Source organism: Paenibacillus allorhizoplanae (assembly GCF_927798215.1).
Lineage (GTDB): Bacteria > Bacillota > Bacilli > Paenibacillales > NBRC-103111 > Paenibacillus_E > Paenibacillus_E allorhizoplanae.
In genome coordinates, this window is sequence record NZ_CAKMMW010000007.1 from 244,179 (window position 1) to 266,268 (window position 22,090).

17 protein-coding genes are annotated in these 22,090 nt (G+C 48.0%); 12 read left to right on the forward strand and 5 right to left on the reverse strand.

The window, feature by feature from the left end:
- The first annotated feature begins 25 nt into the window (after nucleotides 1-25).
- Nucleotides 26-769 carry an IclR family transcriptional regulator gene (locus L6I86_RS14770; protein ID WP_056617559.1) on the forward strand — a complete coding sequence of 248 codons (744 nt, stop codon included), beginning with the start codon at nucleotides 26-28 and terminating at the stop codon, nucleotides 767-769.
- Nucleotides 770-978: 209 nt separating this feature from the next.
- Here L6I86_RS14770 and L6I86_RS14775 read toward each other — a convergent pair whose 3' ends face one another.
- A complete protein-coding gene (locus L6I86_RS14775; RefSeq protein ID WP_236288205.1) occupies nucleotides 979-1,131 on the reverse strand; it encodes a hypothetical protein in 153 nt (50 codons plus the stop codon).
- A gap of 70 nt (nucleotides 1,132-1,201) precedes the next feature.
- Here L6I86_RS14775 and L6I86_RS14780 point away from each other — a divergent pair, with 70 nt between their 5' ends.
- A complete protein-coding gene (locus L6I86_RS14780; protein WP_236288207.1) occupies nucleotides 1,202-2,098 on the forward strand; it encodes a cation diffusion facilitator family transporter in 897 nt (298 codons plus the stop codon).
- A gap of 121 nt (nucleotides 2,099-2,219) precedes the next feature.
- On the opposite strand, the gene sleB is transcribed toward L6I86_RS14780, so the two are convergent.
- Complete coding sequence (gene sleB, locus L6I86_RS14785) at nucleotides 2,220-2,888, reverse strand: spore cortex-lytic enzyme (protein ID WP_056617563.1); 669 nt, start codon at nucleotides 2,886-2,888, stop codon at nucleotides 2,220-2,222.
- A gap of 226 nt (nucleotides 2,889-3,114) precedes the next feature.
- Complete coding sequence (acnA, locus tag L6I86_RS14790) at nucleotides 3,115-5,832, reverse strand: aconitate hydratase AcnA (protein ID WP_236288209.1); 2,718 nt, start codon at nucleotides 5,830-5,832, stop codon at nucleotides 3,115-3,117.
- A 234-nt stretch (nucleotides 5,833-6,066) separates the two neighbouring features.
- Between acnA and L6I86_RS14795 the strand changes: the two genes are divergently transcribed.
- From L6I86_RS14795 to L6I86_RS14840, 10 genes are all read left to right on the forward strand, one after another.
- Nucleotides 6,067-7,089, forward strand: a complete 1,023-nt coding sequence (locus tag L6I86_RS14795; protein ID WP_236288211.1) for an amidase domain-containing protein — start codon at nucleotides 6,067-6,069, stop codon at nucleotides 7,087-7,089.
- A 40-nt stretch (nucleotides 7,090-7,129) separates the two neighbouring features.
- A complete protein-coding gene (locus L6I86_RS14800) occupies nucleotides 7,130-8,272 on the forward strand; it encodes a D-alanine--D-alanine ligase (RefSeq protein WP_236288213.1) in 1,143 nt (380 codons plus the stop codon).
- 7 nt (nucleotides 8,273-8,279) lie between these two features.
- Nucleotides 8,280-8,603, forward strand: a complete 324-nt coding sequence (locus tag L6I86_RS14805; RefSeq protein WP_236288215.1) for a hypothetical protein — start codon at nucleotides 8,280-8,282, stop codon at nucleotides 8,601-8,603.
- A 540-nt stretch (nucleotides 8,604-9,143) separates the two neighbouring features.
- On the forward strand, nucleotides 9,144-10,133 hold the full coding sequence (gene uvsE / locus L6I86_RS14810; RefSeq protein ID WP_236288217.1) for a UV DNA damage repair endonuclease UvsE: 990 nt from the start codon (nucleotides 9,144-9,146) through the stop codon (nucleotides 10,131-10,133).
- 91 nt (nucleotides 10,134-10,224) lie between these two features.
- On the forward strand, nucleotides 10,225-10,995 hold the full coding sequence (fabI, locus tag L6I86_RS14815) for an enoyl-ACP reductase FabI (RefSeq protein ID WP_028555353.1): 771 nt from the start codon (nucleotides 10,225-10,227) through the stop codon (nucleotides 10,993-10,995).
- Nucleotides 10,996-11,279: 284 nt separating this feature from the next.
- On the forward strand, nucleotides 11,280-12,146 hold the full coding sequence (locus tag L6I86_RS14820) for an inositol monophosphatase family protein (protein ID WP_236288219.1): 867 nt from the start codon (nucleotides 11,280-11,282) through the stop codon (nucleotides 12,144-12,146).
- Between the two features lie 196 nt (nucleotides 12,147-12,342).
- Nucleotides 12,343-13,308, forward strand: a complete 966-nt coding sequence (locus L6I86_RS14825; protein WP_236288221.1) for a sugar kinase — start codon at nucleotides 12,343-12,345, stop codon at nucleotides 13,306-13,308.
- 64 nt (nucleotides 13,309-13,372) lie between these two features.
- Nucleotides 13,373-14,035: a bifunctional 2-keto-4-hydroxyglutarate aldolase/2-keto-3-deoxy-6-phosphogluconate aldolase gene (locus tag L6I86_RS14830; RefSeq protein ID WP_056617588.1), complete on the forward strand. Its 663-nt coding sequence runs from the start codon at nucleotides 13,373-13,375 to the stop codon at nucleotides 14,033-14,035.
- A gap of 70 nt (nucleotides 14,036-14,105) precedes the next feature.
- A complete protein-coding gene (locus L6I86_RS14835) occupies nucleotides 14,106-14,978 on the forward strand; it encodes a DinB family protein (RefSeq protein ID WP_236288223.1) in 873 nt (290 codons plus the stop codon).
- Between the two features lie 129 nt (nucleotides 14,979-15,107).
- Nucleotides 15,108-16,610: an amidase family protein gene (locus L6I86_RS14840; protein ID WP_276574860.1), complete on the forward strand. Its 1,503-nt coding sequence runs from the start codon at nucleotides 15,108-15,110 to the stop codon at nucleotides 16,608-16,610.
- Nucleotides 16,611-16,937: 327 nt separating this feature from the next.
- On the opposite strand, the gene L6I86_RS14845 is transcribed toward L6I86_RS14840, so the two are convergent.
- Entirely contained in the window at nucleotides 16,938-17,063 is a 126-nt protein-coding gene (locus L6I86_RS14845; RefSeq protein ID WP_235549887.1) for a DUF6254 family protein, read from the reverse strand.
- A 144-nt stretch (nucleotides 17,064-17,207) separates the two neighbouring features.
- Entirely contained in the window at nucleotides 17,208-21,737 is a 4,530-nt protein-coding gene (locus tag L6I86_RS14850) for a glutamate synthase-related protein (RefSeq protein WP_236288274.1), read from the reverse strand.
- Between the last annotated feature and the right edge of the window lie 353 nt (nucleotides 21,738-22,090).

Below are 22,090 nucleotides of genomic sequence, written 5' to 3' on the forward strand. Positions count from 1 at the left end.
GGTGTATAAAGGTGGTGACTCTTCTATGGAAGATGGCAAGCTGACCGTGCGTGCTGTTGAGCGCGCTTTAGATATTATGCTTTGTTTCACAGGGGCGTCAGAATTGACGTTAACCGAAATTGCTACACGTGTGCAGCTTCACAAAAGCACCGTGCATCGCCTTCTCGCATCGCTTGAAGGCAAGGGCTTCATCATGCGTGATGAAGCGACGGATAAGTACAGACTGGGCTACCGTCTCTGGGAGCTTTCGGCTAACCTGTCCAAAGAGGGAGACCCCGGCATCATCCTGCTGCCGGAGATGGAGCGGCTGCGCGATCAGCTCGGCGAGACGATCTCGCTATACGTGCAGGACGGCCTGGTTCGCGTGCGCATCCAAGCCGTGCAGAGTAACCATGCCATTCGCCGTGTGGCCCCTGTCGGGGCGCGAATGCCGCTTTACGTCGGCGCCTCGAGCAAGGTGCTCGTCGCCTTTGCTGAGCCAGGGCTGCTGGAGCAGCTGCTAACCTCGGCCGACTGGCCGACAGGGTTAGACACGCAGGCATACCTGCAGCAGCTCAGCGACACACGACGCGCGGGCTTCGCCACGAGCGTCGAAGAGCGCGAGCCTGGCGCGGCGGCTGTGTCCGCGCCGATTCTCGACCGCGGCGGCCGTCTAGTGGCCGCCCTCGCGGTCTCGGGTCCAGCGAACAGGCTCACGCTGGAGCTGATGCAAGAGCAGGCGCCGACGATTATGGAGGCGGCGCGCCGGATGGGCACGATGCTGCGCTAAGCACCTCTGTAGTCTTAACTCGCATTTACGCCAAGAATAGCGCGTAAAGCAGCTAATAAGCACTTTCAATCACCTTAACTCGTGATATCCCACGAGTTTATCTCAAATAAGCACTCGAGGAGTGCTTATTTCCCGTTTTACACTCAAAATACCACGTAAAGCAGGAAATAAGCACTTTCAATCACCTTAATCCGCGATATCCCGCAGGTTTATCTCAAATAAGCACTTTCCACAGCTCTATCTCGCAAATAGTCAAACCCCAGGATATCCCAGCTAACATTCCTCAGCACCTCATCATCATAGTCACCATCTATCATCACACCGCGTCGCATCCCAATCCCCATCCACTCATTAATCCCCACTACCTAGCCAACACGGACGGATGCTTTGCCGCTGAAAAGCCATACTAAACGTGGGAAGGGAGTGGAAGTCATGAAGAAGACAGCCTCGATGCTGGCGATTTGGATAAGCCTGGCCAGTAACATTGTGCTGACCGCGATCAAAATCATTGTCGGCCTTCTGTTTAATAGCCAAGTGCTAATTGCCGACGGCATTCATAATGCTGGAGACGTTATCGCCACGGCAACCGCGTATAGCTCCATGCGCGTGTCCTCGAAGCCAGCGGATGTAGAGCATCCATACGGACATGGAAAAGCGGAAGTACTCGGCGCTTTTATTGTTGCGATTATATTAGGCGGAGCCGCTATCTATATGGGCTATCATTCGATTCATGCCTTATTCGAACCAGCGGGTGAGGCGCATATTATTGCCTTTTGTGCGGCTATCGTCTCCCTCGTCTGGAAACAAATTCTCTATGTCTATACGATGCGGATAGGACAGAAGCTTAATAGCAAAGGGTTGATTGCTACGGCCTACGACCATTTGGCAGATGTGTACGCCTCAATTGCAGCTTCGGTGGGGATTGGCTTGGCATTGCTAGGTGATCACTACAATATTAGCTACTTGGCGTATGGAGATCCTGTAGCGGGTATTATCGTTTCATTTCTTGTATTGAAGCTGGCGTACGAAATGGGCAGCGAGTCTTTCGATATTTTGATGGAGCGAAGTGTGAATTCGACCTATATCGAGCAATATGCCCAGCTGATTCGTACTGTACCAGAGGTCAAGCGGATTGATCGACTAAGAGCGAGGGAACATGGTCATTACATATTAGTTGATGCGAGACTTGGCATTCCAGGCCAGCTAACGATTCAAGAAGGTCATGACATCAGCCGTAGTATTAAGCAGAAAATTAAAGAAGCCCATAACGATGTGGATGAGGTGTTGGTCCACTTGAATCCTTGGTATGAAGAGCAAGCCGACGCATGAGCAGCTGGTATGATTTGTTTCACTATGGCAAAAAACACCCCTACACGAGCTCGCATTAGCGGCTCCAGCTAGAGGTGTTTTTATTTATACATCGCGTTCATCACACGAGTCGCACACACATTTATTTTGCAAAAATATGATTCCCTATCTGTACCGTCTGTTGACGAGTCCAGATCCATGCGCTTGTCGCTGTCTTCGGGTTGAAATAGTAAAGCGCGCCACCCGTTGGATCCCAGCCGCGAACTGCCTCTAATGCAGCTTTATAAGCTTGACTATCCGGTGTTAAATTATATTGGCCATCGCTGACTGCCGTAAAGGCGCCAACTTCGAATACAATGCCTTGAATGGTGTTCTCAAACTGGCTGGATTTTAATCGGTTCATAACAACCGCTCCAACAGCCACTTGACCCTCATAGGATTCACCGCGTGCTTCACTGTAAATAACTTTAGCCAGCATGTCCAGCTCAGCTTGATTCACTGTGAATTTACGCAAGTACTCCCACGTCTTCGCACCAACGATCCCATCCACACTAAGTCCATAATTCGTTTGGAAGTTACGAACTGCCGCGGCTGTAATTGGACCATATTTTCCATCTATAGAAGGCTCATATATGCCTAAAGTTTTTAGTCGGAATTGTGCGTCCCATACATCACCATTCTGTGTGCCTTGCTTTAAAGTCGTAGCTTCTGCTGCGGATGCCTTCGGGCTCCACGTACCTGCATTCATTCCTAAACCAAAGGAAGCTACGAGTGCGACTACGACTAGTTTTTTAATCAACATCATCTTCATCTCCCCTTTCGCTTTCCTCAGTATAGGGGCCGATATACATCGTCTCAACCCGCAGTTTCTGGAAATGTAAGTCAATCCCTTGGGGCAGTAAGGGCCAGGCGGTCTCAATTTTTGATCAAAATGAGCGAATCCATCACTTCTTTTCCCATAAAAAGGAAAAAGCTCAGGACTGCCATGAAGGCAATCCCGAGCTTTTGTGTGTGTGTGTTTTGCTGGTTGTTTATGATTAGTTTTTGTTTTCTGCAAGAATCGAACGAAGAACGGTTTGCAGGATACCACCATTACGGTAGTAGTCTACGTCTACCAAGCTATCCAAACGCACAAGAGCTGTAAATTCGAAGCTAGTGCCATCTTCACGAGTTGCAGTAACTTTTACTGTTGAACCTGGTTGTACGTCGTTGCTAAGGCCTGTGATGTCGAATGTTTCGCGACCTGTAATTCCTAGCGTTTTCCAGCTTTCGCCGTTAACGAATTGAAGTGGAAGAACACCCATTCCAACAAGGTTACTACGGTGGATACGCTCGAAGCTTTCAGCGATAACAGCTTTAACGCCTAGCAAGAAAGTACCTTTGGCTGCCCAGTCACGGGAAGAACCAGTTCCGTACTCTTTACCTGCGATAACGACAAGGTTTTGGCCTTCAGCTTGATACTTCATGGAAGCATCGTAGATGGATTCAACTTCGCCAGTTGGCAAGTAAGTTGTAACGCCGCCTTCAGTTCCTGGAGCCACTTGGTTACGAATACGAATGTTCGCGAACGTACCGCGCATCATCACTTCATGGTTACCACGACGGGAACCGTAGGAGTTGAAGTCTTCTCTTTTTACACCATGGTTGATCAAGTATTGGCCTCCAGGGCTGTCAACTTTGATGTTACCAGCAGGGGAGATGTGATCCGTTGTTACGGAATCGCCCATAAGTGCAAGTGTTTTTGCGCTGCGGATATCAGCGATATCATCAAGAACTGTGCCTAGGTCTGTGAAGAAAGGAGGCTCTTGAATGTATGTGGAGTTCGTGTCGAACTCGTACAGATCGCCTTCAGGGATTTGAATTTGGTTGAATCGTTCGTTAGCGCGGAATACATTGCTGTATTTGTCACGGAACATATCAGGGCTCATAGCAATGTTAAGAGCATCTTGAATCTCTTGGTTTGTAGGCCAGATATCTTTCAAGTAGACAGGTTTGCCAGTGTGGTCACTACCGATTGGATCTGTCGCAAGATCGATGTTTACAGTACCTGCAAGAGCATAAGCAACAACTAATGGAGGTGATCCAAGGTAGTTCGCTTTTACTTGTGCATGCACGCGGCCTTCGAAGTTACGGTTACCGGAGATAACAGCAGCAACAGTCATGTCGTTGTCGATAATCGCTTTGCTTACTTCGTCTGGAAGCGGACCGGAGTTACCGATACAAGTTGCACAGCCATAACCTGCAACGTGGAAGCCAAGAGCTTCTAGGGACTCAAGAAGGCCTGCTTTAATCAGGTACTCAGTAACAACAAGGGAACCTGGCGTCAAAGAGCTTTTTACGAAAGCTGGTTTCTTCAAACCAAGGGCTACCGCTTTTTTTGCTACGAGACCAGCACCGATCATTACGCTTGGGTTGGACGTGTTCGTACAGGAAGTAATCGCCGCGATGACGACTGCGCCAGTACCCATTTTAACTGTTTCGTTTGGATACACAACATCAACAACTTCAGCCACTTTCTCTTCTGTCAAACCGTAGCCACCTTTTTCGATCGGTGTACGGATGATAGCATTGAAAGATTCTTTCATGTTTGTAAGCTCAACGCGATCTTGCGGACGTTTAGGACCAGCTAAGCTTGGAACTACCGTGCTAAGATCAAGCTCAAGAACATCTGTGAACACTGGATCTGGCGTGCTGTCTGTGCGGAACATGCCTTGTGCTTTATAGTAAGCTTCTACAAGCGCGATTTGCTCTTCTTCACGGCCAGTAGCACGCAAGTAGTTCAATGTTTCGTTATCGACAGGGAAGAAACCGATTGTTGCTCCGTACTCAGGAGCCATGTTCGCAACTGTTGCACGGTCAGCCAAGGAAATGTTGCTTAGTCCAGGACCGAAGAACTCAACGAATTTACCAACAACGCCTTTTTTACGCAAAATTTGTGTAACTGTCAATGCCAAGTCAGTCGCTGTAGCGCCTTCTGCCAATTGACCAGTCAATTTGAAACCAACAACGTCTGGCGCGACGAAGTATAGAGGTTGACCAAGCATACCAGCTTCTGCTTCGATACCGCCAACGCCCCAACCTACAACACCAAGACCGTTGATCATTGTTGTATGGGAGTCTGTACCTACGAGGGAATCCGGGTACACGACAGTTTCGCCGTCAATTGTTTTGGTAGCTGCAACAGATGCCAAGTACTCCAAGTTAACTTGGTGAACGATACCTGTTGAAGGTGGAACAGCACGGAAGTTATCAAATGCGGTTTGTGCCCAACGCAAGAAACGGTAACGCTCTTCGTTTCTTTCGAATTCTAAGTTAATGTTCATTTCGAGTGCATCCGGGGATCCGAAAGCATCAACCATGACAGAGTGGTCAATTACAAGGTCAACAGGAACAAGCGGGTTGATACGTTTAGGATCTCCGCCTTCACGAGCCATTGTCGCACGCATTGCCGCAAGGTCAACGACGACAGGTACACCTGTGAAATCTTGAAGAACGATACGAGCTGGGATGAAAGGAATTTCTTTGTTCTCATCGCGGCCTTGAGCCCAGCCAGCGATTTGCTTCACGTGCTCACTTGTAATCGCGCGACCGTCGAATTGACGAACGGCAGCTTCAAGCAATACGCGGATCGAAACTGGCAGATTGCTAATTGTGCCGTGACCTTGGCTTTCAAAGTCAGGAAGGCTGTAATACTGGAACGATTTCGTGCCGACAGTTAACTGCTTGCGCACAGAAAAAGAGTCCTTATTGGACATAGGTAGTTCCTCCTCAAATTATAATATCTAACCATGCCATCAAATTTCATCTAGTGAAACTCGATTTCATAATTCCCTCTACCTCAAGTATAGCGCTTCGCCACGTGTGAGTAAAGATTAATTTCAATCATTTTTACCGTCAAAATGTCATATATTGAATCAATTCAAAGCAATTCGGGCTTGTCTTAGCAAAACTTATTAAAACCTTAATAAAAGCTAAGGAGGGATACCAAGATGTCCTGGAAAACAGCGCTCTACAATTACATTCATGCGAAAAATCAGGCTGAGCTTGAGGGCTCATCCACACCCTTGGAAGCATTTGTTTCGGACAGCGCTTATGTACGGAAACAGGATGTCAAGGTGCGAAGGCTCCTGAACAGTTACCGAGAACGTGACGCTAAGCTGCTGCGCGGAGAAACCAAGCTCCGTATGCAGGGTGTTAAGGAATTGCCATATGGTATTATTGCGGATATCCAGTTGCATCGGTTTTTGACCTATCGAATTGGTTTAGTAGAACATCAGGAGGAGCGTATAGAGTCAGAACGCGTGATCATCGAGCAAAATGCTTTAGGCTGGAAAGTTCAAAGCGCGGAGCTTTTACAAAGCGAAAAGTCCCAGCCCAGCCGCGGCCGCAGCTTCCATTTGTCAGAGAATGAGACGTTCCTAGACGCCCAGCGCAGCTCACCATCTCTTCCTTATATCAATCCTAGTATACGCAATACGAGTGGTCTGGAATCCGCTCACCGCAAAATCATTTATAATCGTCCTAAAGCCGTCCAATATGCGGAAAAATGGTGGCAAACACCGAATCCGAGTTATGAGTATTTTGAAGTAGATTGTACGAATTATGTCTCGCAATGCCTCTTTGCAGGCGGGGCTCCAATGGACTATACTGGGAAAAGGGATTCGGGCTGGTGGTATGCTGGCAAAAAAGGGCATCAAGAGCTGTGGAGCTATAGTTGGGCCGTAGCCAACAGCTTGCATCATTATTTGGAACGCCCTCATAAGCATGGTTTGACAGGTACAGTCGTTAAGGACGCTTGGGAGCTACAGCCAGGAGACACCATCAGCTATGATTGGGATGGCGATGGTCGCTACCAGCACAATACAATCGTAATAGGTAAAGATGCCAATGGGATGCCGCTTGTTAATGCGCATACCTTTAATAGCCGTAATCGGTACTGGGCATACAAGGATTCACCTGCTTGGTCGGAACGGACGAAATACACGTTCATTCATGTTGCTGATGAAATGTAAGATGGCATAGAGATTTGTAAATACTAGACGGAGGTACGTAATGAGCCGCAAAATACGAATTGGTTTAATTTATGGAGGGAAATCCGGCGAGCATGACGTGTCTTTGCAAACAGCATTGGCGGTTATGAAAGCTGTGGACTTCACGAAATATGAGATAACACCGTTTTATATATCCAAAAAAGGCGAGTGGAGAAGCGGAACACCGCTTTTAGGTCCTGCTGAGTCCAAGGAAGCCCTAACCTTCAGTACGGAAGATGCTGGAGCTCCTGCTTCCAACGCACTGGCACCGATTTTTGGTGGTATTCAAACGAAGGGTGACATAGCTGTTTCTTCTATTACTTCCGTTGGAGCGGAGGATCTCGGATTAGATGTCGTATTCCCGCTATTGCATGGAACGTTCGGGGAAGATGGGACGATTCAAGGACTTTTGGAAATGGCCAACATTCCATATGTAGGTGCTGGTGTACTGGCTTCTGCAGTCGGCATGGATAAAGTCATGATGAAGAAAGTTTTCGCGCAGGAAGGACTTCCGCAGTGTATTTTCCGCCATTTTACCCGTACCGAATGGGAGAAGAACCGCGCTTATCACCTGATGGAGCTGGAGACAGCGATTGGCTACCCATGCTTCGTGAAACCGGCTAACTTAGGTTCAAGCGTTGGGATTTCCAAAGCTAGAAATCAAGAAGAGCTGATCGCGGCAGTTGCTTTTGCTTTCCAATATGATCGCAAAGTTATTATTGAAGAAAATATCGATGCCCGTGAAATCGAAGTTGCCGTTCTGGGGAATGATGAGCCTATCGCTTCTGTCGTAGGTGAGATCGTATCTTCGAATGAATTCTACGATTACAAAGCCAAATATCTGGACGGTAAATCAGCCATGATTATTCCTGCCGAGATCCCCCAAGAGGTGTCGGATGAGGTCAGAGCGCTGGCACTTCGTGCGTTCCTGGCGGTTGATGGCAGCGGGTTGTCACGTGTGGACTTTTTCCTAGGCAAAATAGATCAGAAAATCTATATCAATGAAATCAATACGATGCCTGGCTTCACCCCTTTCAGCATGTACCCATTGCTATGGCAAGAGACAGGTAAACCTTATAAAGAGCTGCTGGATGATCTCATTCGTTTGGCGATTGAGCGCCACGCAGCTAAACAAAATATCCAATATTCTTTCGATGCGGAGTAGATAAACCATGGGTTTTCAAACGGAATTCAATTCAGTTTGTAAGTTTAAGTCCGAGCAAGAGCTCTACGAGCTGCTGGAGTATGGCCGCGGCAAAATGGTAAAAAGCGGCTTTCGCGTTTTCCCAACAGGCCAGAAGGTTATCGCATACACGCCTGAGAATCAAGCGATCGCCATCGTCCGGATCGTTGCCTCCATTGCGGAAATCAATTTCCAAGGTGATGAGGTTACACAAGTGGAGATGGAGCTCATTCGTCGGTTAACCGAAGAAGAAGCTCGCATTCAAACTTCGCTTGCGTTCGAAATGTTTTTCGGAGAGCAAGCTGGGAAATAGAAGTATGGAGAGCACCGTCTGATGAGGACGGTGTTTTTTGTATAGGGTGGGTGGGGAGCCTCAGCACCTACAGCATCTACAACCAATCGCAGCAACCATAGTAATCTGAGCCCGCAATGTAATTTATCTTTATTCCTCGCATCCTCTCCCCGCAACTCATCGCCATACATCCGAGCCCATCCTCCGCAACTCATCCCCCAACTGCCGCGCCCGACCCATCCCATTGGATTAATCCAGTAGATTGCTCAATTTAGCTGCCTAAAACGCGATTTGATTGGAGAAATCCACTCAAATGCTCAGGAATGCCCCTATATCGACCATAAATAGAGGCCGCTAATGGATAAATCCAATCAAAGGGGAGATTTCGACCCTAGGATTGCCCATTTCACTGGATTTATCCAATGAGATTCGCGAGGGAAAGCCAGCACCATACACTTATCAAACCATTCTCTAGCTAATTGTGCCAAACATTGCCGCATGCGCGCCAGATTACAAGGGTAACCTAATTTAGATCATCCTGAGAAAAAGGAGACCCTGCTCATGCTTATTCGCCTAGGATACGTAGCCATGTCCACTGTGGTAAAGAATGCTTCCCCGTCCAAGACGATGACGGCAACAAATTTCAGCAAGCTGCTCGATCGAGAAGCAGCTATTCGCAAGCTGCAGCGCATCGGCGCTGAGAACTTACATAATACGCTCCGATTGCTCAAACATAATCGTGCTCATGACATCATGGTGTTTAGGTTTTCTTCCCGATTCATCCCGCTGATTGGCCATGAGATGCTGGGCGACTGGGACCCGATTCCATCCCTATCGGCGGAGTTTGAGGAGCTTGGCAGCTATGCCAAGCAGAACAACATGCGCGTTAGCTTTCATCCCGATCACTTCACCGTGCTCAGCACCGCGAGAAAGGATGTGCTCCAGAAATCGGTCGAAGACTTGGAACGTCACTCCGCCATGCTCAATGCCATGGGGCTTGGTATGGAAGCCATGTGCAACATCCATGTTGGCGGCTCCTATGGGGATAAAATTAAATCCGCGAAGCGATTTGTCCAAAACTTCACCGCCATGCGTATGCCCATTCAACAGCGAATCACGCTCGAAAATGACGACAAAACGTTCAATGCCCTTGAGACGCTCGAGATTGCTGAGGAAGTCGGTGCTCCCATGGTATTGGATGTGCATCATCATGCAGTCAACAACAATGGCGAAGACGCAGTCGAGCTGTGGCCTCGCATTCAAGAAACCTGGTTAAAACGCGCACGCTTGAACCTGGATGATGCATCATCCTCGCTCCCACCCAAAATTCACGTTTCCAGCCCCAAAGGCGAAACAGAACCAAGAAGTCACGCCGATTATGTGGAGGTAGGACCCTTATACAATTTCCTGAAAGCTATAGCCCCTATCACGCCAAAGCTCGATATCATGATCGAAGCGAAGATGAAGGATAGTGCTCTTTTCAAGCTCATGGAGGACCTCAAGGAACAAGAAGGCGTCACAGCCCTCAATGAAGCGTCGCTACAGCTCTAATCCCATATTTTTCTTGAATTGTTGGACAAAATGGGGTACTTTGGAGAATGAACGACTAACCATCCCATTGTGAGAGGGGCTTCTACGAACCATGAGTCAATTATTAAACGGAAAAAATATACTTGTAATGGGTGTTGCTAATGACCGCAGTATCGCTTGGGCCATTGCACAATCTTTAGCCGCGCAAGGCGCTAATTTGGTGTTCACGTTCGAAAACGAGCGTGTTGAAGAACGCGTACGCAAGCTTGCTGATACGATCCCAGGCTCCACGTTGATGCCTTGTAACGTAACCGTAGATGCAGAAATCGATACCTTGGCTTCCGCGCTCAAAGAGAAGTTCGGAGTCGTGCATGGACTTGTACATAGTATTGCTTTTGCCAAAACAGAAGAGCTGGACGGGCTGTTCGTGGATACATCACGCGATGGTTTCGCGCTTGCGCATGACATCAGTGCTTACTCCCTAGTGGCCGTATCCAAACGCATTTACCCGCTGATGACAGAAGGCGGAAGCATCATGACGATGACGTACCTTGGCGCAGAGCGTGCTATGAAGAACTACAACGTGATGGGCGTTGCCAAAGCTGCGCTTGAAGCCAGCGTTCGTTACCTCGCGGCAGATCTTGGCCAATTCGGTATCCGCGTTAACGGCATCTCGGCTGGACCGATCCGTACGTTGGCTGCCAAAGGCATCAAGGATTTCAATTCCATCTTGCGTCAAGTCGAAGAGAAAGCACCGCTTCGCAAAACAACTGATACAGCTGAAGTTGGCGATACGGCGATGTTCCTTATGAGTAATTTGTCCCGTGGAATCACTGGCGAGGTTATTTATGTAGACGGCGGATACCACATTGTTGGAATATAGAAGGCTATATTTTCATAGATAAAAGAAGATTGAAAACCGTACGGCGTTGGTGCCGATACGGTTTTTTTCGTTTAAATTCCAAATATAGTTTAAATTGTTTCACTACATTTGTTGGCTATATTTCTAGATAAATGCTCCGTCCAATAGGACGGTGTAGTCATTTATTTTGACGCCAATGTGAAAATGTACGAATAAATTAGGATGAAACGCACTAGTATTAGAAACGTATAATTTACTATACTTAACGTAATATCTAAATTAATGAAAAGAAAGAGTTGATATATATGGTAAATGGTGGGACGGAAACATTTGTTGTTGGTAGTAAAAGTTTTACAGCTGTAGCTATTAATACGGCAGCTAAGGCAGGTCAGTGGATCAAAACCAAGCTCGGAGATATAAATCATGTAGGGACGAAATTCTCTGCGCAAGACCTCGTGACCGAGGTTGATAAAGGTTCTGAGAAGTTGATTCGTAATTTGATTATGACGCATTTCCCTAACCATTCCATCCTTGGGGAAGAAGGCGTAGAGCCAGGACCGGAGGCGTCAGCCAAAGCACTGCAAGAAATGAGTGATGAAGAGTATCTCTGGATCGTAGATCCCATTGATGGCACGACGAACTTCGTTCATGGTTTTCCGTTCTTCTCCGTGTCGATTGCATTGGCGCATAAAGGGGAAGTCATCGTAGGGGTCGTATACGACCCATCACGAGACGAATTATTCGTTGCTGAGAAGGGGAAAGGCGCTTACATGCACGGTAAAAAGACGGAAGTCTCCGAAGATGAGACGCTGCTTACCAGCTTAATTGCTACTGGATTCCCAGCTGACCGTGATGGAGCGCTGCCTATTAATCTGAAGGGCGTTCAGGCGCTTTCGCCGAAAGTTCGTAACATCCGTGTGGCAGGCTCCGCAGCGCTGCATTTGGCCTATGTGGCTGCTGGGCGTCTTAGCGGATTTTGGGAAATCGGTCTCAACGCCTGGGACATTGCAGCAGGTGCCTTGCTCATTACAGAGTCAGGTGGTCGTGTGACGGATACGGAAGGCAAGCCTTACCACTTGGGGGTTCGTAACGTGATGGCGACGAATGGACATATTCACGAGGAGTTCCAGAACGAGCTCGCAGTAGCTGAAGCGACAGGGTTTGTGAAGTAAAAATAACCTCTTGCAAGGTCGTTCCCTGAGGGATGCCCTAGCGAGAGGTTTTTTCCTCTATTTGGAATGGCAGCAGCTCTTCGTAAAAGTCTGGTGAAATCCGTTCAAATCCTCTATAATATGAGATATCTCATTTATTTAAACGTTTCAATTAACGGGACACGCGAGTCGTGATCGGAATGGATGGAGTGCTTCTATGTCGGTAAATACAGGATCAGGACCAGATATTATTACGTTTGGAGAAACAATGGCTCTGCTTATGCCTTCAGGCGGTAAGGGCTTAGAGTACTCATCGGAGCTGTATAGCCTGTTTGGCGGTGCAGAGAGCAATGTGGCGATCGGCATTTCACGCCTTGGCGGTCATGTAGGTTGGTTCGGCAGACTAGGTAAGGACCCGTTAGGTCGTATGATTTTCAAAAAAATCCGGGGTGAAGGTGTCGATGTTTCCCGTGCGGAATTGACGCCCGATGCGCCAACAGGACTCATGATGCGTGAAGTTCTAATGGGCAAAACGTCCGTTTACTACTATCGCAAAAACTCGGCAGCAAGTCAGATGAGCCCGAAACATTTGGATGAGGCCTACATCGCTGGGGCTAAAATATTGCATATTACCGGTATCACACCGGCGCTAAGTGAATCGTGCAGAGAGGCAGCATTCGAAGCTATTCGTTTGGCTCGTAAGCATGGCGTGAAAGTTAGCTTTGATCCGAATTTGCGATTGAAGTTGTGGAACATTGAAGATGCGCGTCCTGTGCTGCTTGAGCTGGCGAAACTGTCGGATATTTTCCTACCGGGCTTGGACGAGCTGAAACTGCTGTACCAAACCGAAGACTGGGATGTCATCGTGAGCAAGCTGCGCGAATTGTCGGCGGTTTCCATTGTCAAAGGTGGAGAAGATGTGACCTATGTCGTTACGGCGGATACGATTACAACAGTGCCTTACTTCAAAGCAGAGCAAGTCATTGATACCGTTGGTGCGGGCGATGGGTTTTGTGCGGGCTTTTTGGTGGGCGTGCTGAGAGCGTATGAGTACCCTGAGGCTGTTCGCATCGGGAATTTGGTGGGCTCCATGATCGTGCAGACGGAAGGTGACTGGGAAGGCGCTCCAACGTGGGAGCAAGTGGAAGCAGTACTTAACAACATTAAACATATTGAACGTTAATTGTTTGGGAAGAAGATACGGAACCTAAATCATACATGCTTACACATGGAAGGGAAGATGACCAGTGAAGAAACTTCAATTACTTCAGCAAATTACAAATGAGGGCGTCGTTGCCGTCCTACGTGGAGATACACCAGAAGAAGTCGTCGAAATGGCGGATCAAGCGATCGCTGGCGGGATCAAAGTCATCGAAGTCACGATGACCGTGCCTTTCGCGCTGCGCGCGATCGAGGAGCTGGCGAAGCGCTACTCGAGCACAGCGAAAGACGCGTCTAAGTACGCAATTATCGGGGTGGGCACAGCCCTTGACCCCGAAACGGCGCGTGCCGCGATCCTTAGCGGGGCCGAGTTCGTTGTCGGCCCATCTTTGAACCCAAGCACGGTTACACTGTGTAACCGGTATCGGGTGCCGATCATGCCAGGGTGCATGACCATTGCTGATATTCAAGCCGCGCTAGAGCTTGGCGTGGACATCGTGAAGCTCTTCCCGGGTAATCTGTACTCCCCGGCGATGATTAAGGCCATTAAAGGTCCGCTGCCACAGGCGAACATTATGCCTACTGGCGGGGTTTCGCTGAGCAACCTCGGCGAATGGATCCAGGCCGGCGCAGTTGCCGTAGGCATCGGCTCCGATTTGACTAGCGAAGCGGTCAAAACAGGAAACTACAGCCTTGTTGCGAAGAAGGCTGCGCAATATATCGAGGCCTACCAAGCGGCCAAGAAGTAGGTTTGGATGTACGCTCCGTCGAAGTTAAGACGGAGCGTATTTTTTTTGTGCGGAAATGGAGGCAGGGCAGATGGTGCAGAGCGGCAGGGCTAGATTATTGCTCGACGTGAGCAATTTGGAGGAGTCGATAGCTTTTTATAGGAGTCAGCTAGGTTGGGAGCTGCTTGAGCGGGACGAGGCTTGTGGTGCGGCATTGCTGCACATAGGTGATACAGCAGATGAGGCTGTTCTAGTCGTGAAGGGGTGTGAAGCGAGTGAGGTTCTGAACCGTTGGTTAAGACCGAATTACAGCGCAGCACAAGCTGGAAGCCTTGTTTACATCGGTGTAGCTTCTGTAGCTGACGTGGAGTCGAACTTGCTCGCCAGAGGCTTCCAGCAGGCCATAGGGAGTCAGGAATCAGAGCATATTCGTGAACGCCATGTTCCAACCCTTGATGGATATACACTGGTCTACTGGGAAGAGCTGTTTCCATCTCATATCGAGATTATGAAGATGTATGGAGATGGCGTGGAAGAGTTACATCAAGCTATTGACCGCTTATCCGATGCACATCTTAACTTATGTGAAGTACATGACAAGTGGTCGATACGTGAGCATGTGCTGCATCTGATCGATTTGGAGCTGATCACCCTGAACAAAGTGAAATTTGCACTTGCGGAACCGGGGCGGATGTACACAGGAAATTCGTTTCAACCAGATGATTGGCATCGGGGACTCCAGTATGCAGAGCGGCCAATCGCTACAGAAATCCTGTTATTTGGAGCGGCAAGGCAGCATATTATTGGGTTGTGCAAGTATCTTCCAGATGCATTAGACCGCACCATAAGGACGATGAATCGGGAAGAAACCGTTGCACAATTGCTGAAAATGATGGCTGGACATGCCAAGCATCATTTACGTGCAGTCGAGCGAATTTGCAAGCTGCATGGGGTTCGTAGGTAGGGGATACATGCACAGGGAATTACCGCCTAATTCGACTATAGTTAATCTTTCTATATGTGCCCTATCCCTGCTTATGGTAAGTTGTATACAACAAGTAAGTGACTGAAGAAGCAGTAGGGAGTCGATCAAGTGATTAAGCAACTAAAGGATTGGATTGTAGAGGCGGATATAGCAAGTATGCAAGCTGCCATGGAGACAGGCTCAGTAACCTCAGAGGAGCTTGTTCGAGTATATCTAGAGCGAATTGACGAGTATGATTCAGCAATCAATACGATCTTAGAAATCAATCCTGACGCGATTCAAATCGCAAAGGACTTAGATAAAGAACGTAAGGAAACAGGGAGCCGAGGGAACTTACATGGGATACCGATTCTTCTAAAAGATAATATCGATACACAGGATAACATGCATACAAGTGCTGGATCGATTGCGCTGGCGGATTCGTATGCGGCTAAGGATTCATTTGTAGCCGCAAAACTGCGAGCAGCAGGTGCCGTTTTGCTTGGGAAAACGAATATGTCGGAATGGTCGAATTTTATGTCCAGCTCCATGCCAGCAGGATATAGTTCACGTGGCGGGCAAGTGCTGAATCCTTATGGTCCTGGGGAAATGTTCGTGAGCGGTTCTAGCTCGGGTTCAGCAGCGGCAGTAGCTGCAAATCTAGGAGCTGCTTCGATAGGAACAGAGACGGCAGGCTCTATTGTTGGGCCGTCAAGTCAGCATTATGTAGTGGGGATCAAGCCTACTGTTGGTCTAGTGAGCCGTACGGGTATTATCCCGATCTCAAGCAGTCAGGATACCCCTGGGCCGATTGCTAGGACGGTTAAAGATGCTGTTATTTTGTTAGGGGCATTAACGGGTACTGACAGCGAGGATCCGGCTACTTTTGCGAGCAGCAAAGCCACTTTGCAAGACTACACACCGTTTTTGGATGTAAGTTTTGTACGAAAGGCCAGAATCGGTATTCCGCGGCATTATTATCAACATTTGGACAAAGAAAGATTAGCCATTATGGAAGCCGCCATTGCAACATTGACAAAGGAAGGCGCAACAATCGTGGACCCGGTTAGTTTACATGTGGAACAGCAAAACTGGAACAATGATGCTATCACGTATGAATTTAAAAAAGGCCTGAATGCCTATTTATCGCAACTGGCTGAAGACATACCTGTTCACTCTTTGGAAGAGCTGATCGCGTATAACCACAACCATGCAGAGGCTGCTCTGCTATTCGGGCAGGACACACTCGTTCGCTCACAAGAAACGACCTTGACGGAGGCAACCTATCTGCAGAAGATAAAAGCCTACAAAGAACTGCCTCTCCAGCGAGGGATCGACTATGCACTAGACCAAGATGACCTAGATGCGCTCTTGCTCCCAGGTGATGTGGATGGGCTGTATATCGCGGCGCGATTGGGCTATCCGTTGATTTCCGTTCCGGCTGGATATGCCGAAGATGGAGTTATCGACGCACGTGGTCATTCAACCAAGGGGCCCTTTGGTGTTGTTTTTTCGGGCAGAGCTTTCAGTGAACCTACTTTGATCCAAATCGCCTACGGCTTCGAACAAGCTACCCATCACCGTGTTCCACCTGATTTAGACAAGATGAATGTGAGGGAGCAACATGTTTAGCTTTAATTGTGTACAAGCCCTCTCGCTACCTCCGAAGAGCATGACGCCTTTAATGGGGCGTAACAGTGAGTCACAGATACCGTCATAAAACGGAAGTTCGAGGGGGGGAGTTAGTCGGGAAAACCGACTAACTTAGAGGATTTAGGTACTTCGCCAGTGGAGTTAGTCGGAAAAACCGACTAACTCTGAGGGGGCGTAGGGAAGTTTCCGAATCTTGCACATTAACCCAACACAAAGAACCCGAAGACCTTATTTCCTTAGAAATAGGTCGAACGGGCTCTTTGTGTTGGTCCCTCTAACGTGTGGGAGAAGAGGGGGGGATCCTAATTACTTGTTTTCCGCGTCATACTCACTGGCGAATTCGGCCAGGGCTTTCACCTTACCATGTGGTGGATGTTGAGCTTGTTTACGACCCTTCCATGCAGCTTCTTGGCGGCGCTTCGAGTGGCTCATAGCTGAAAACCTCCTGTGGCATGCGGATGGTGTTGCACTAATAAAATGCGATAACTGCTCGCATTTTATGCACCAATAACACTTGCAATTACGAAAAAACTCCACCAGACCGATGAAGGTCTGATGGAGTTATTTGCATTGATACTATTCTGTAGCAACGGATTGGTCAGCTTGCATGTTGACTGGGGAAATCCGAATGAAGTTAGCTTCTAGATTGCTTAGCAAACCTTCGATTTTCGCCGCGGCTTCGGATTGACCGGAGTTCGCAAGCTCAGCGTGGTAAGCTGTGAGCAATTCAGTAAGATCTTTTTTACTTTGAAGGCCAATAGGCTCAAGTTTAACTTTAGCACCTTTAGCAATACGACGTTCGATAGCTGCTTGATCAAGACCCATTTCTGGCACTAGACGTTGGTAGATAACCCCACCTGTCATACCTGCACAGATCCATGGACCTGGATCGCCCATAACAACGGCACGGCCGTTTGTCATGTACTCGAACGCGAAGCCTTTAAGGTTCGCACGAGCTGCTAGACCGCCAAGCTCATCTTGCAGAGGCGTTGTGATCTCGCCGCCAAATACAACATCAGCACCGGAGAAACGGATACATGCACGTGTATCTGCACTGCCTTGGATCAAGAACAAACCTTTTTGAGCGCCGTAACCGAACGATTTACCAACGCTACCATTGATGAAGGTATTGTTTTTGCCAAGTGATTTCACGATAGCTACTTTACCACCGAAGGCCATTTTACCAAGACCGTCTTCAGCACCGCCGTGTACCGTAATGTCTACGCCACGCGCATTGAATGCGGCAAGACCGTTACCAGGAACGGAACCATCGATCAAGTTAAGTGCAACTGCTGGAAGCTCATCGTAGCTGCCGTTGAAACGGTCTCTTACGCGATGGCTGGAATAACGAGTTCCAAGGATACGGGACTCAGCGTCCACTTTGGACCAGTTGCGAACGACAGGAGCATCGAACGATACAGAATCTGGGAAGAATTCAAGTCCTTCAGCACCTGCCGCGATACGGATATCGGACGAAACTGCTGCTGCTTCAGCCGCTCTTGTCTCTTCAGAGATGAACTGAAGTGGAGCTGGACGAAGAATGTCGGACAGATCAATGCGTTCAATGTGGCTGATTTGCTCCAAAAGATCAGAACGGCCAACAAGTTCTTGTAAACTTTTGAAACCAAGGGAAGCAACGACTTCACGTACTTCTTCACCCATCGAACCGAACAAACGAACCAGGCTGTCAACAGCTAGATCGAATTGACGAGGTACGAAACGGCGAAGACCTTTTTCTTCAGCTTCTTCCATGGAATCGATTTGTGTTGCGATACCCACGTGACAAGTATCCAAATGACAACCACGACATGTTGTACAACCAATGGATTGCATAGCGATACTACCAAAACCAGCACGGTTTGCACCAAGCATAACCATTTTAACAACGTCAGCGCCTGATTTCAGACCGCCATCGGACCACAGCTCAACGCGGTGACGAAGACCAGCTTCAATCAAAGCAACGTGAGCAAGTTTAGTTCCAATTTCCGTTGGAAGACCAACGTGCGTCAAGGAGTGAATACGAGCCGCACCTGTACCGCCGTCGAAACCGGAAAGGGTAATAACGTCAGCGCCAGCTTTCGCTACACCAACAGCAATCGTACCGATACCAGGAACAACTGGGATTTTTACGATGATTTTGGCTTTACGACCGCTGCCTTCTTTAAGCTCGGAAATGATTTGCGCCAAATCCTCGATGGAGTAGATATCATGGTTGTTGGATGGCGAGATCAAGTCTGAACCGATTGTAGCGTTACGAGCTTCAGCGATTTTCGCTGTAACTTTGGAACCTGGTAAGTGACCGCCTTCACCTGGCTTTGCCCCTTGGCCAATTTTGATCTCAAGGAAAGCTACTGCGTTAGCAAGCTCAATGTTAACACCGAAACGTCCGGAAGCGACCTGCGCTCCGCGCGTTCTTTTGTAACGGCCAAGCATATCTTTAATCTCTCCGCCCTCGCCGTTCATGGTAACCATGTTCAAGCGTTCGCCGGCTTCAGCGTAGGCACGGAAAGCTGTTTCATTTTGTGAACCGAAGGACATCGAAGAGATCAACATCGGCAAGGAGTGACCGCCAATGGAAATATCAACTTGCGACGGATCAAGTGGTTGACGACCATCGCTGATTGCTTTGAAGCCCGCAATGTGACGAATGGAAATCGGATTCTTCTTCTCTTCTTCACGCAGTTTGTCGCGGTAGTCGCTGTAAGGAGCAGCTCCTGATGCAGCATCGCCTAGCGCTTTCCACATACGTTGGAAGAAACGGAAGTTTTTCGCTGCTTTCGCTTTCGGATTAATGAAATCTGCGTAACGAGCTTCAGCTTCAGCTTCAAGCTGAGCAAAGCCAGTACCTGCTTTTTCACTACCAAGGTAGTTCACGATATCCAGTACCTCAGATACTTCCGGATGGAAGCCGATGGAGGAGAAGAAACGTGTGTACCCGCGAAGCTCATGCGTACCGATCGTTGAAATGACTTTTTCAAGCCCTTTTGTAAGAGCCGCGTATACTTTACGTGCTGCTGCTGCATTGCCTTCTTTGTCAGAAGCCGTGGAGAACAACAAGTAAGGTGAGATCACATCTGCACCAAGACCACAAGCTACCGCGATATCATGCAGACTGCGAATAGCAGCTGAACGAAGGATCAATGTAACTTGGCGGCGCAGGTTGTCGCCGAAACCGAGTTTTTCTGCACGAAGTGCGATATCGATTTTGGAAACAGCAAGGTGAGGATCAAGCCACAAGCGGTCATTTTGGTGAGCTTCTGAATCGTCCAAGACGAGCAGCACCGCGCCATTACGAACAGCTGAGATCGCATCGGCAGCAAGTGCAGCCAAACCATCCTTCAGTGAAGTCCCTCTAGCGAAAGTTGTGGATAGAACAGCTACTTTGTTATCGCCTTGTGCACGGAATTGTGCAAGTAATTGCTCCAATGATGGCTGGGACAGGTTTTCTTCGCTGCCTACACCGTTCGTTCCTTCAAGAACAAGCGGAGTAAGAAGCTCAAGACGAAGGTTGCTATCCACCTGTGCAAATACCGGAAGACGAGCTCCGGCAATAACACGTGTAGAGAAGTGTTCCATTTCACGGTCACGGTCAATAGCCGGATTCGTAACAACAGCAACACTTTCTTTAATGAAGTCAGGCACGTTCTGGCGTTCCCACGCAAGAGCTGCATGAGGTGAATCATGGCCCAATGAACGAATGGGCTCAGCGCCTGTTTCGGACATGGATTCGATGTGTGAAATACCATCACGGTCCCAACCAAATGAACTGTACACTTGATCAGTTGTAACAATATTCTCATTAAGCTCAGCTTCTGTATTCGTTTGAGTAGGGTTCAAATACGAGCGGAGACCGCCAATATTTACACGCTTGCTCACACGCTCATACACGAGGGATTGAACTTCATGATAAGGAATCACTTGAATGTGCTCGCCTGGTGTTAGAACAACACCGACTTTCTCACCTGGTGCGATTGGCTTTGGATCAGCAACCATTTCGCCAACCGTAATAACACCTTGCTCCGATGAGAAGTACAGGGACGTGTCACTTTCAACCATCCATACTGGACGAAGACCTAACGCATCTACGCTGAAAATACACTCGTTACCGTAACGGGAAACGATACCTGCTGGACCTTGTGCAAAGTGGCCCCATACTTGACGGTAGTACACATAAAGATCTTGAAGTTCCGGACGGAACTGTTTCATTTCATTAATAATAGGAGGGAACACCATTTCCATCGCTTCGAAAAGGGACAATCCAAAACGGTGAATGAACGTTTCAATCGTTCTGTTCATGTCTTGGGAGTCAGACCCGCCGCTTACAAGCGGAACGCCAACCATGTCAGCTTCAAGGCGAAGTTTCTTCACCGTGTTAATTTCGCCGTTATGTCCAAGAAGGGAGAACGGTTGAACGCGGAAGAAGCTGGACAATGTGTTCGTTGAATAACGGTTATGACCAATCGTTACTTGGGATGCAAATAATGGATCACGCAAGTCGTTAAAATATTTAGGTAGGATGCTAGCTGCACCTAATACTTTGTAGGCAGATGTTACATTGCTAAGTGTAGCAACATGAACGTTGTAACGATCTTCAATCGCAATGTGCAGTTCATAAAGGTGATCGGCAACTTGACCTTCGGTCTTATTGCTGATGGCTGCAATTTGCCAGAACGTAGGCTCATCGAGCAAACCATTAGCGCCTAATGAGCCGCTATCAACTAGGTTTTCTTGCTCTAGAATAATGGATACATCATGGGAGGCAAAAAGCTCACGAATGCCGTTTTGAATCTCAGTAACAGTCAAATCCAACTTGCGTGGAACAAAGATATGTCCAACAGAAAAACGGTTGTCATAAGCAAGTTTGCTGTCCAGACCCGCATCTGTTAACTTCTTTTCCCAGAGAGCACGAGGAATATCTGTTAGAATACCGCAACCATCGCCTTCACCATTGATAAATCCAGAACGATGTTCCATTTTAACAAGGGCATCAATCGTCTTTTGGATGTTATCACGGGAAGGATGACCATTCTTCTCAATAATACAAATAATACCGCAGCTGTCGTGTTCGGTTCCTAGTAGATCTTGAAAACGGCCTTCATTACGCATAATTTCATTCATTGCTCTGGTCAGTTGCCTGACCGTCACCCCCCATACATAATTAAACTCCTCTTACTTACGCTTCTTGCATTCTGGCACGGTCGAGCCTGCTAGCCATCCTATTTCCGGGACAATTCCACATTGTGGGCTAAATCCGAAATATGCATAATTGTGTATAAAAATGCAATTCAACTGAATATCATACCAATTTACAGGAGATAAGTCTCTCGAAATACGGCATAAATCGACTCGTAGTAAAGTAAGGCATCACACACAAAAAACCATGCAGTATTTGTAAATCATGCCCTAAGTTTCTAGGAAAATACTGTGAAAACAAGCGATTTGGCTAAAAGGGTAAAAGT

Excerpts from the sequence above, each read along its gene's own strand:
- fabI (WP_028555353.1), top strand. The coding sequence starts at position 10,225 with ATGAGTCAATTATTAAACGGAAAAAATATACTTGTAATGGGTGTTGCT.
- L6I86_RS14780 (WP_236288207.1), top strand. The coding sequence starts at position 1,202 with ATGAAGAAGACAGCCTCGATGCTGGCGATTTGGATAAGCCTGGCCAGT.
- L6I86_RS14850 (WP_236288274.1), bottom strand. The coding sequence starts at position 21,737 with ATGCGTAATGAAGGCCGTTTTCAAGATCTACTAGGAACCGAACACGAC.
- sleB (WP_056617563.1), bottom strand. The coding sequence starts at position 2,888 with ATGAAGATGATGTTGATTAAAAAACTAGTCGTAGTCGCACTCGTAGCT.
- L6I86_RS14820 (WP_236288219.1), top strand. The coding sequence starts at position 11,280 with ATGGTAAATGGTGGGACGGAAACATTTGTTGTTGGTAGTAAAAGTTTT.
- L6I86_RS14825 (WP_236288221.1), top strand. The coding sequence starts at position 12,343 with ATGTCGGTAAATACAGGATCAGGACCAGATATTATTACGTTTGGAGAA.
- acnA (WP_236288209.1), bottom strand. The coding sequence starts at position 5,832 with ATGTCCAATAAGGACTCTTTTTCTGTGCGCAAGCAGTTAACTGTCGGC.
- uvsE (WP_236288217.1), top strand. The coding sequence starts at position 9,144 with ATGCTTATTCGCCTAGGATACGTAGCCATGTCCACTGTGGTAAAGAAT.
- L6I86_RS14800 (WP_236288213.1), top strand. The coding sequence starts at position 7,130 with ATGAGCCGCAAAATACGAATTGGTTTAATTTATGGAGGGAAATCCGGC.
- L6I86_RS14805 (WP_236288215.1), top strand. The coding sequence starts at position 8,280 with ATGGGTTTTCAAACGGAATTCAATTCAGTTTGTAAGTTTAAGTCCGAG.
- L6I86_RS14845 (WP_235549887.1), bottom strand. The coding sequence starts at position 17,063 with ATGAGCCACTCGAAGCGCCGCCAAGAAGCTGCATGGAAGGGTCGTAAA.
- L6I86_RS14795 (WP_236288211.1), top strand. The coding sequence starts at position 6,067 with ATGTCCTGGAAAACAGCGCTCTACAATTACATTCATGCGAAAAATCAG.
- L6I86_RS14770 (WP_056617559.1), top strand. The coding sequence starts at position 26 with ATGGAAGATGGCAAGCTGACCGTGCGTGCTGTTGAGCGCGCTTTAGAT.
- L6I86_RS14835 (WP_236288223.1), top strand. The coding sequence starts at position 14,106 with ATGGTGCAGAGCGGCAGGGCTAGATTATTGCTCGACGTGAGCAATTTG.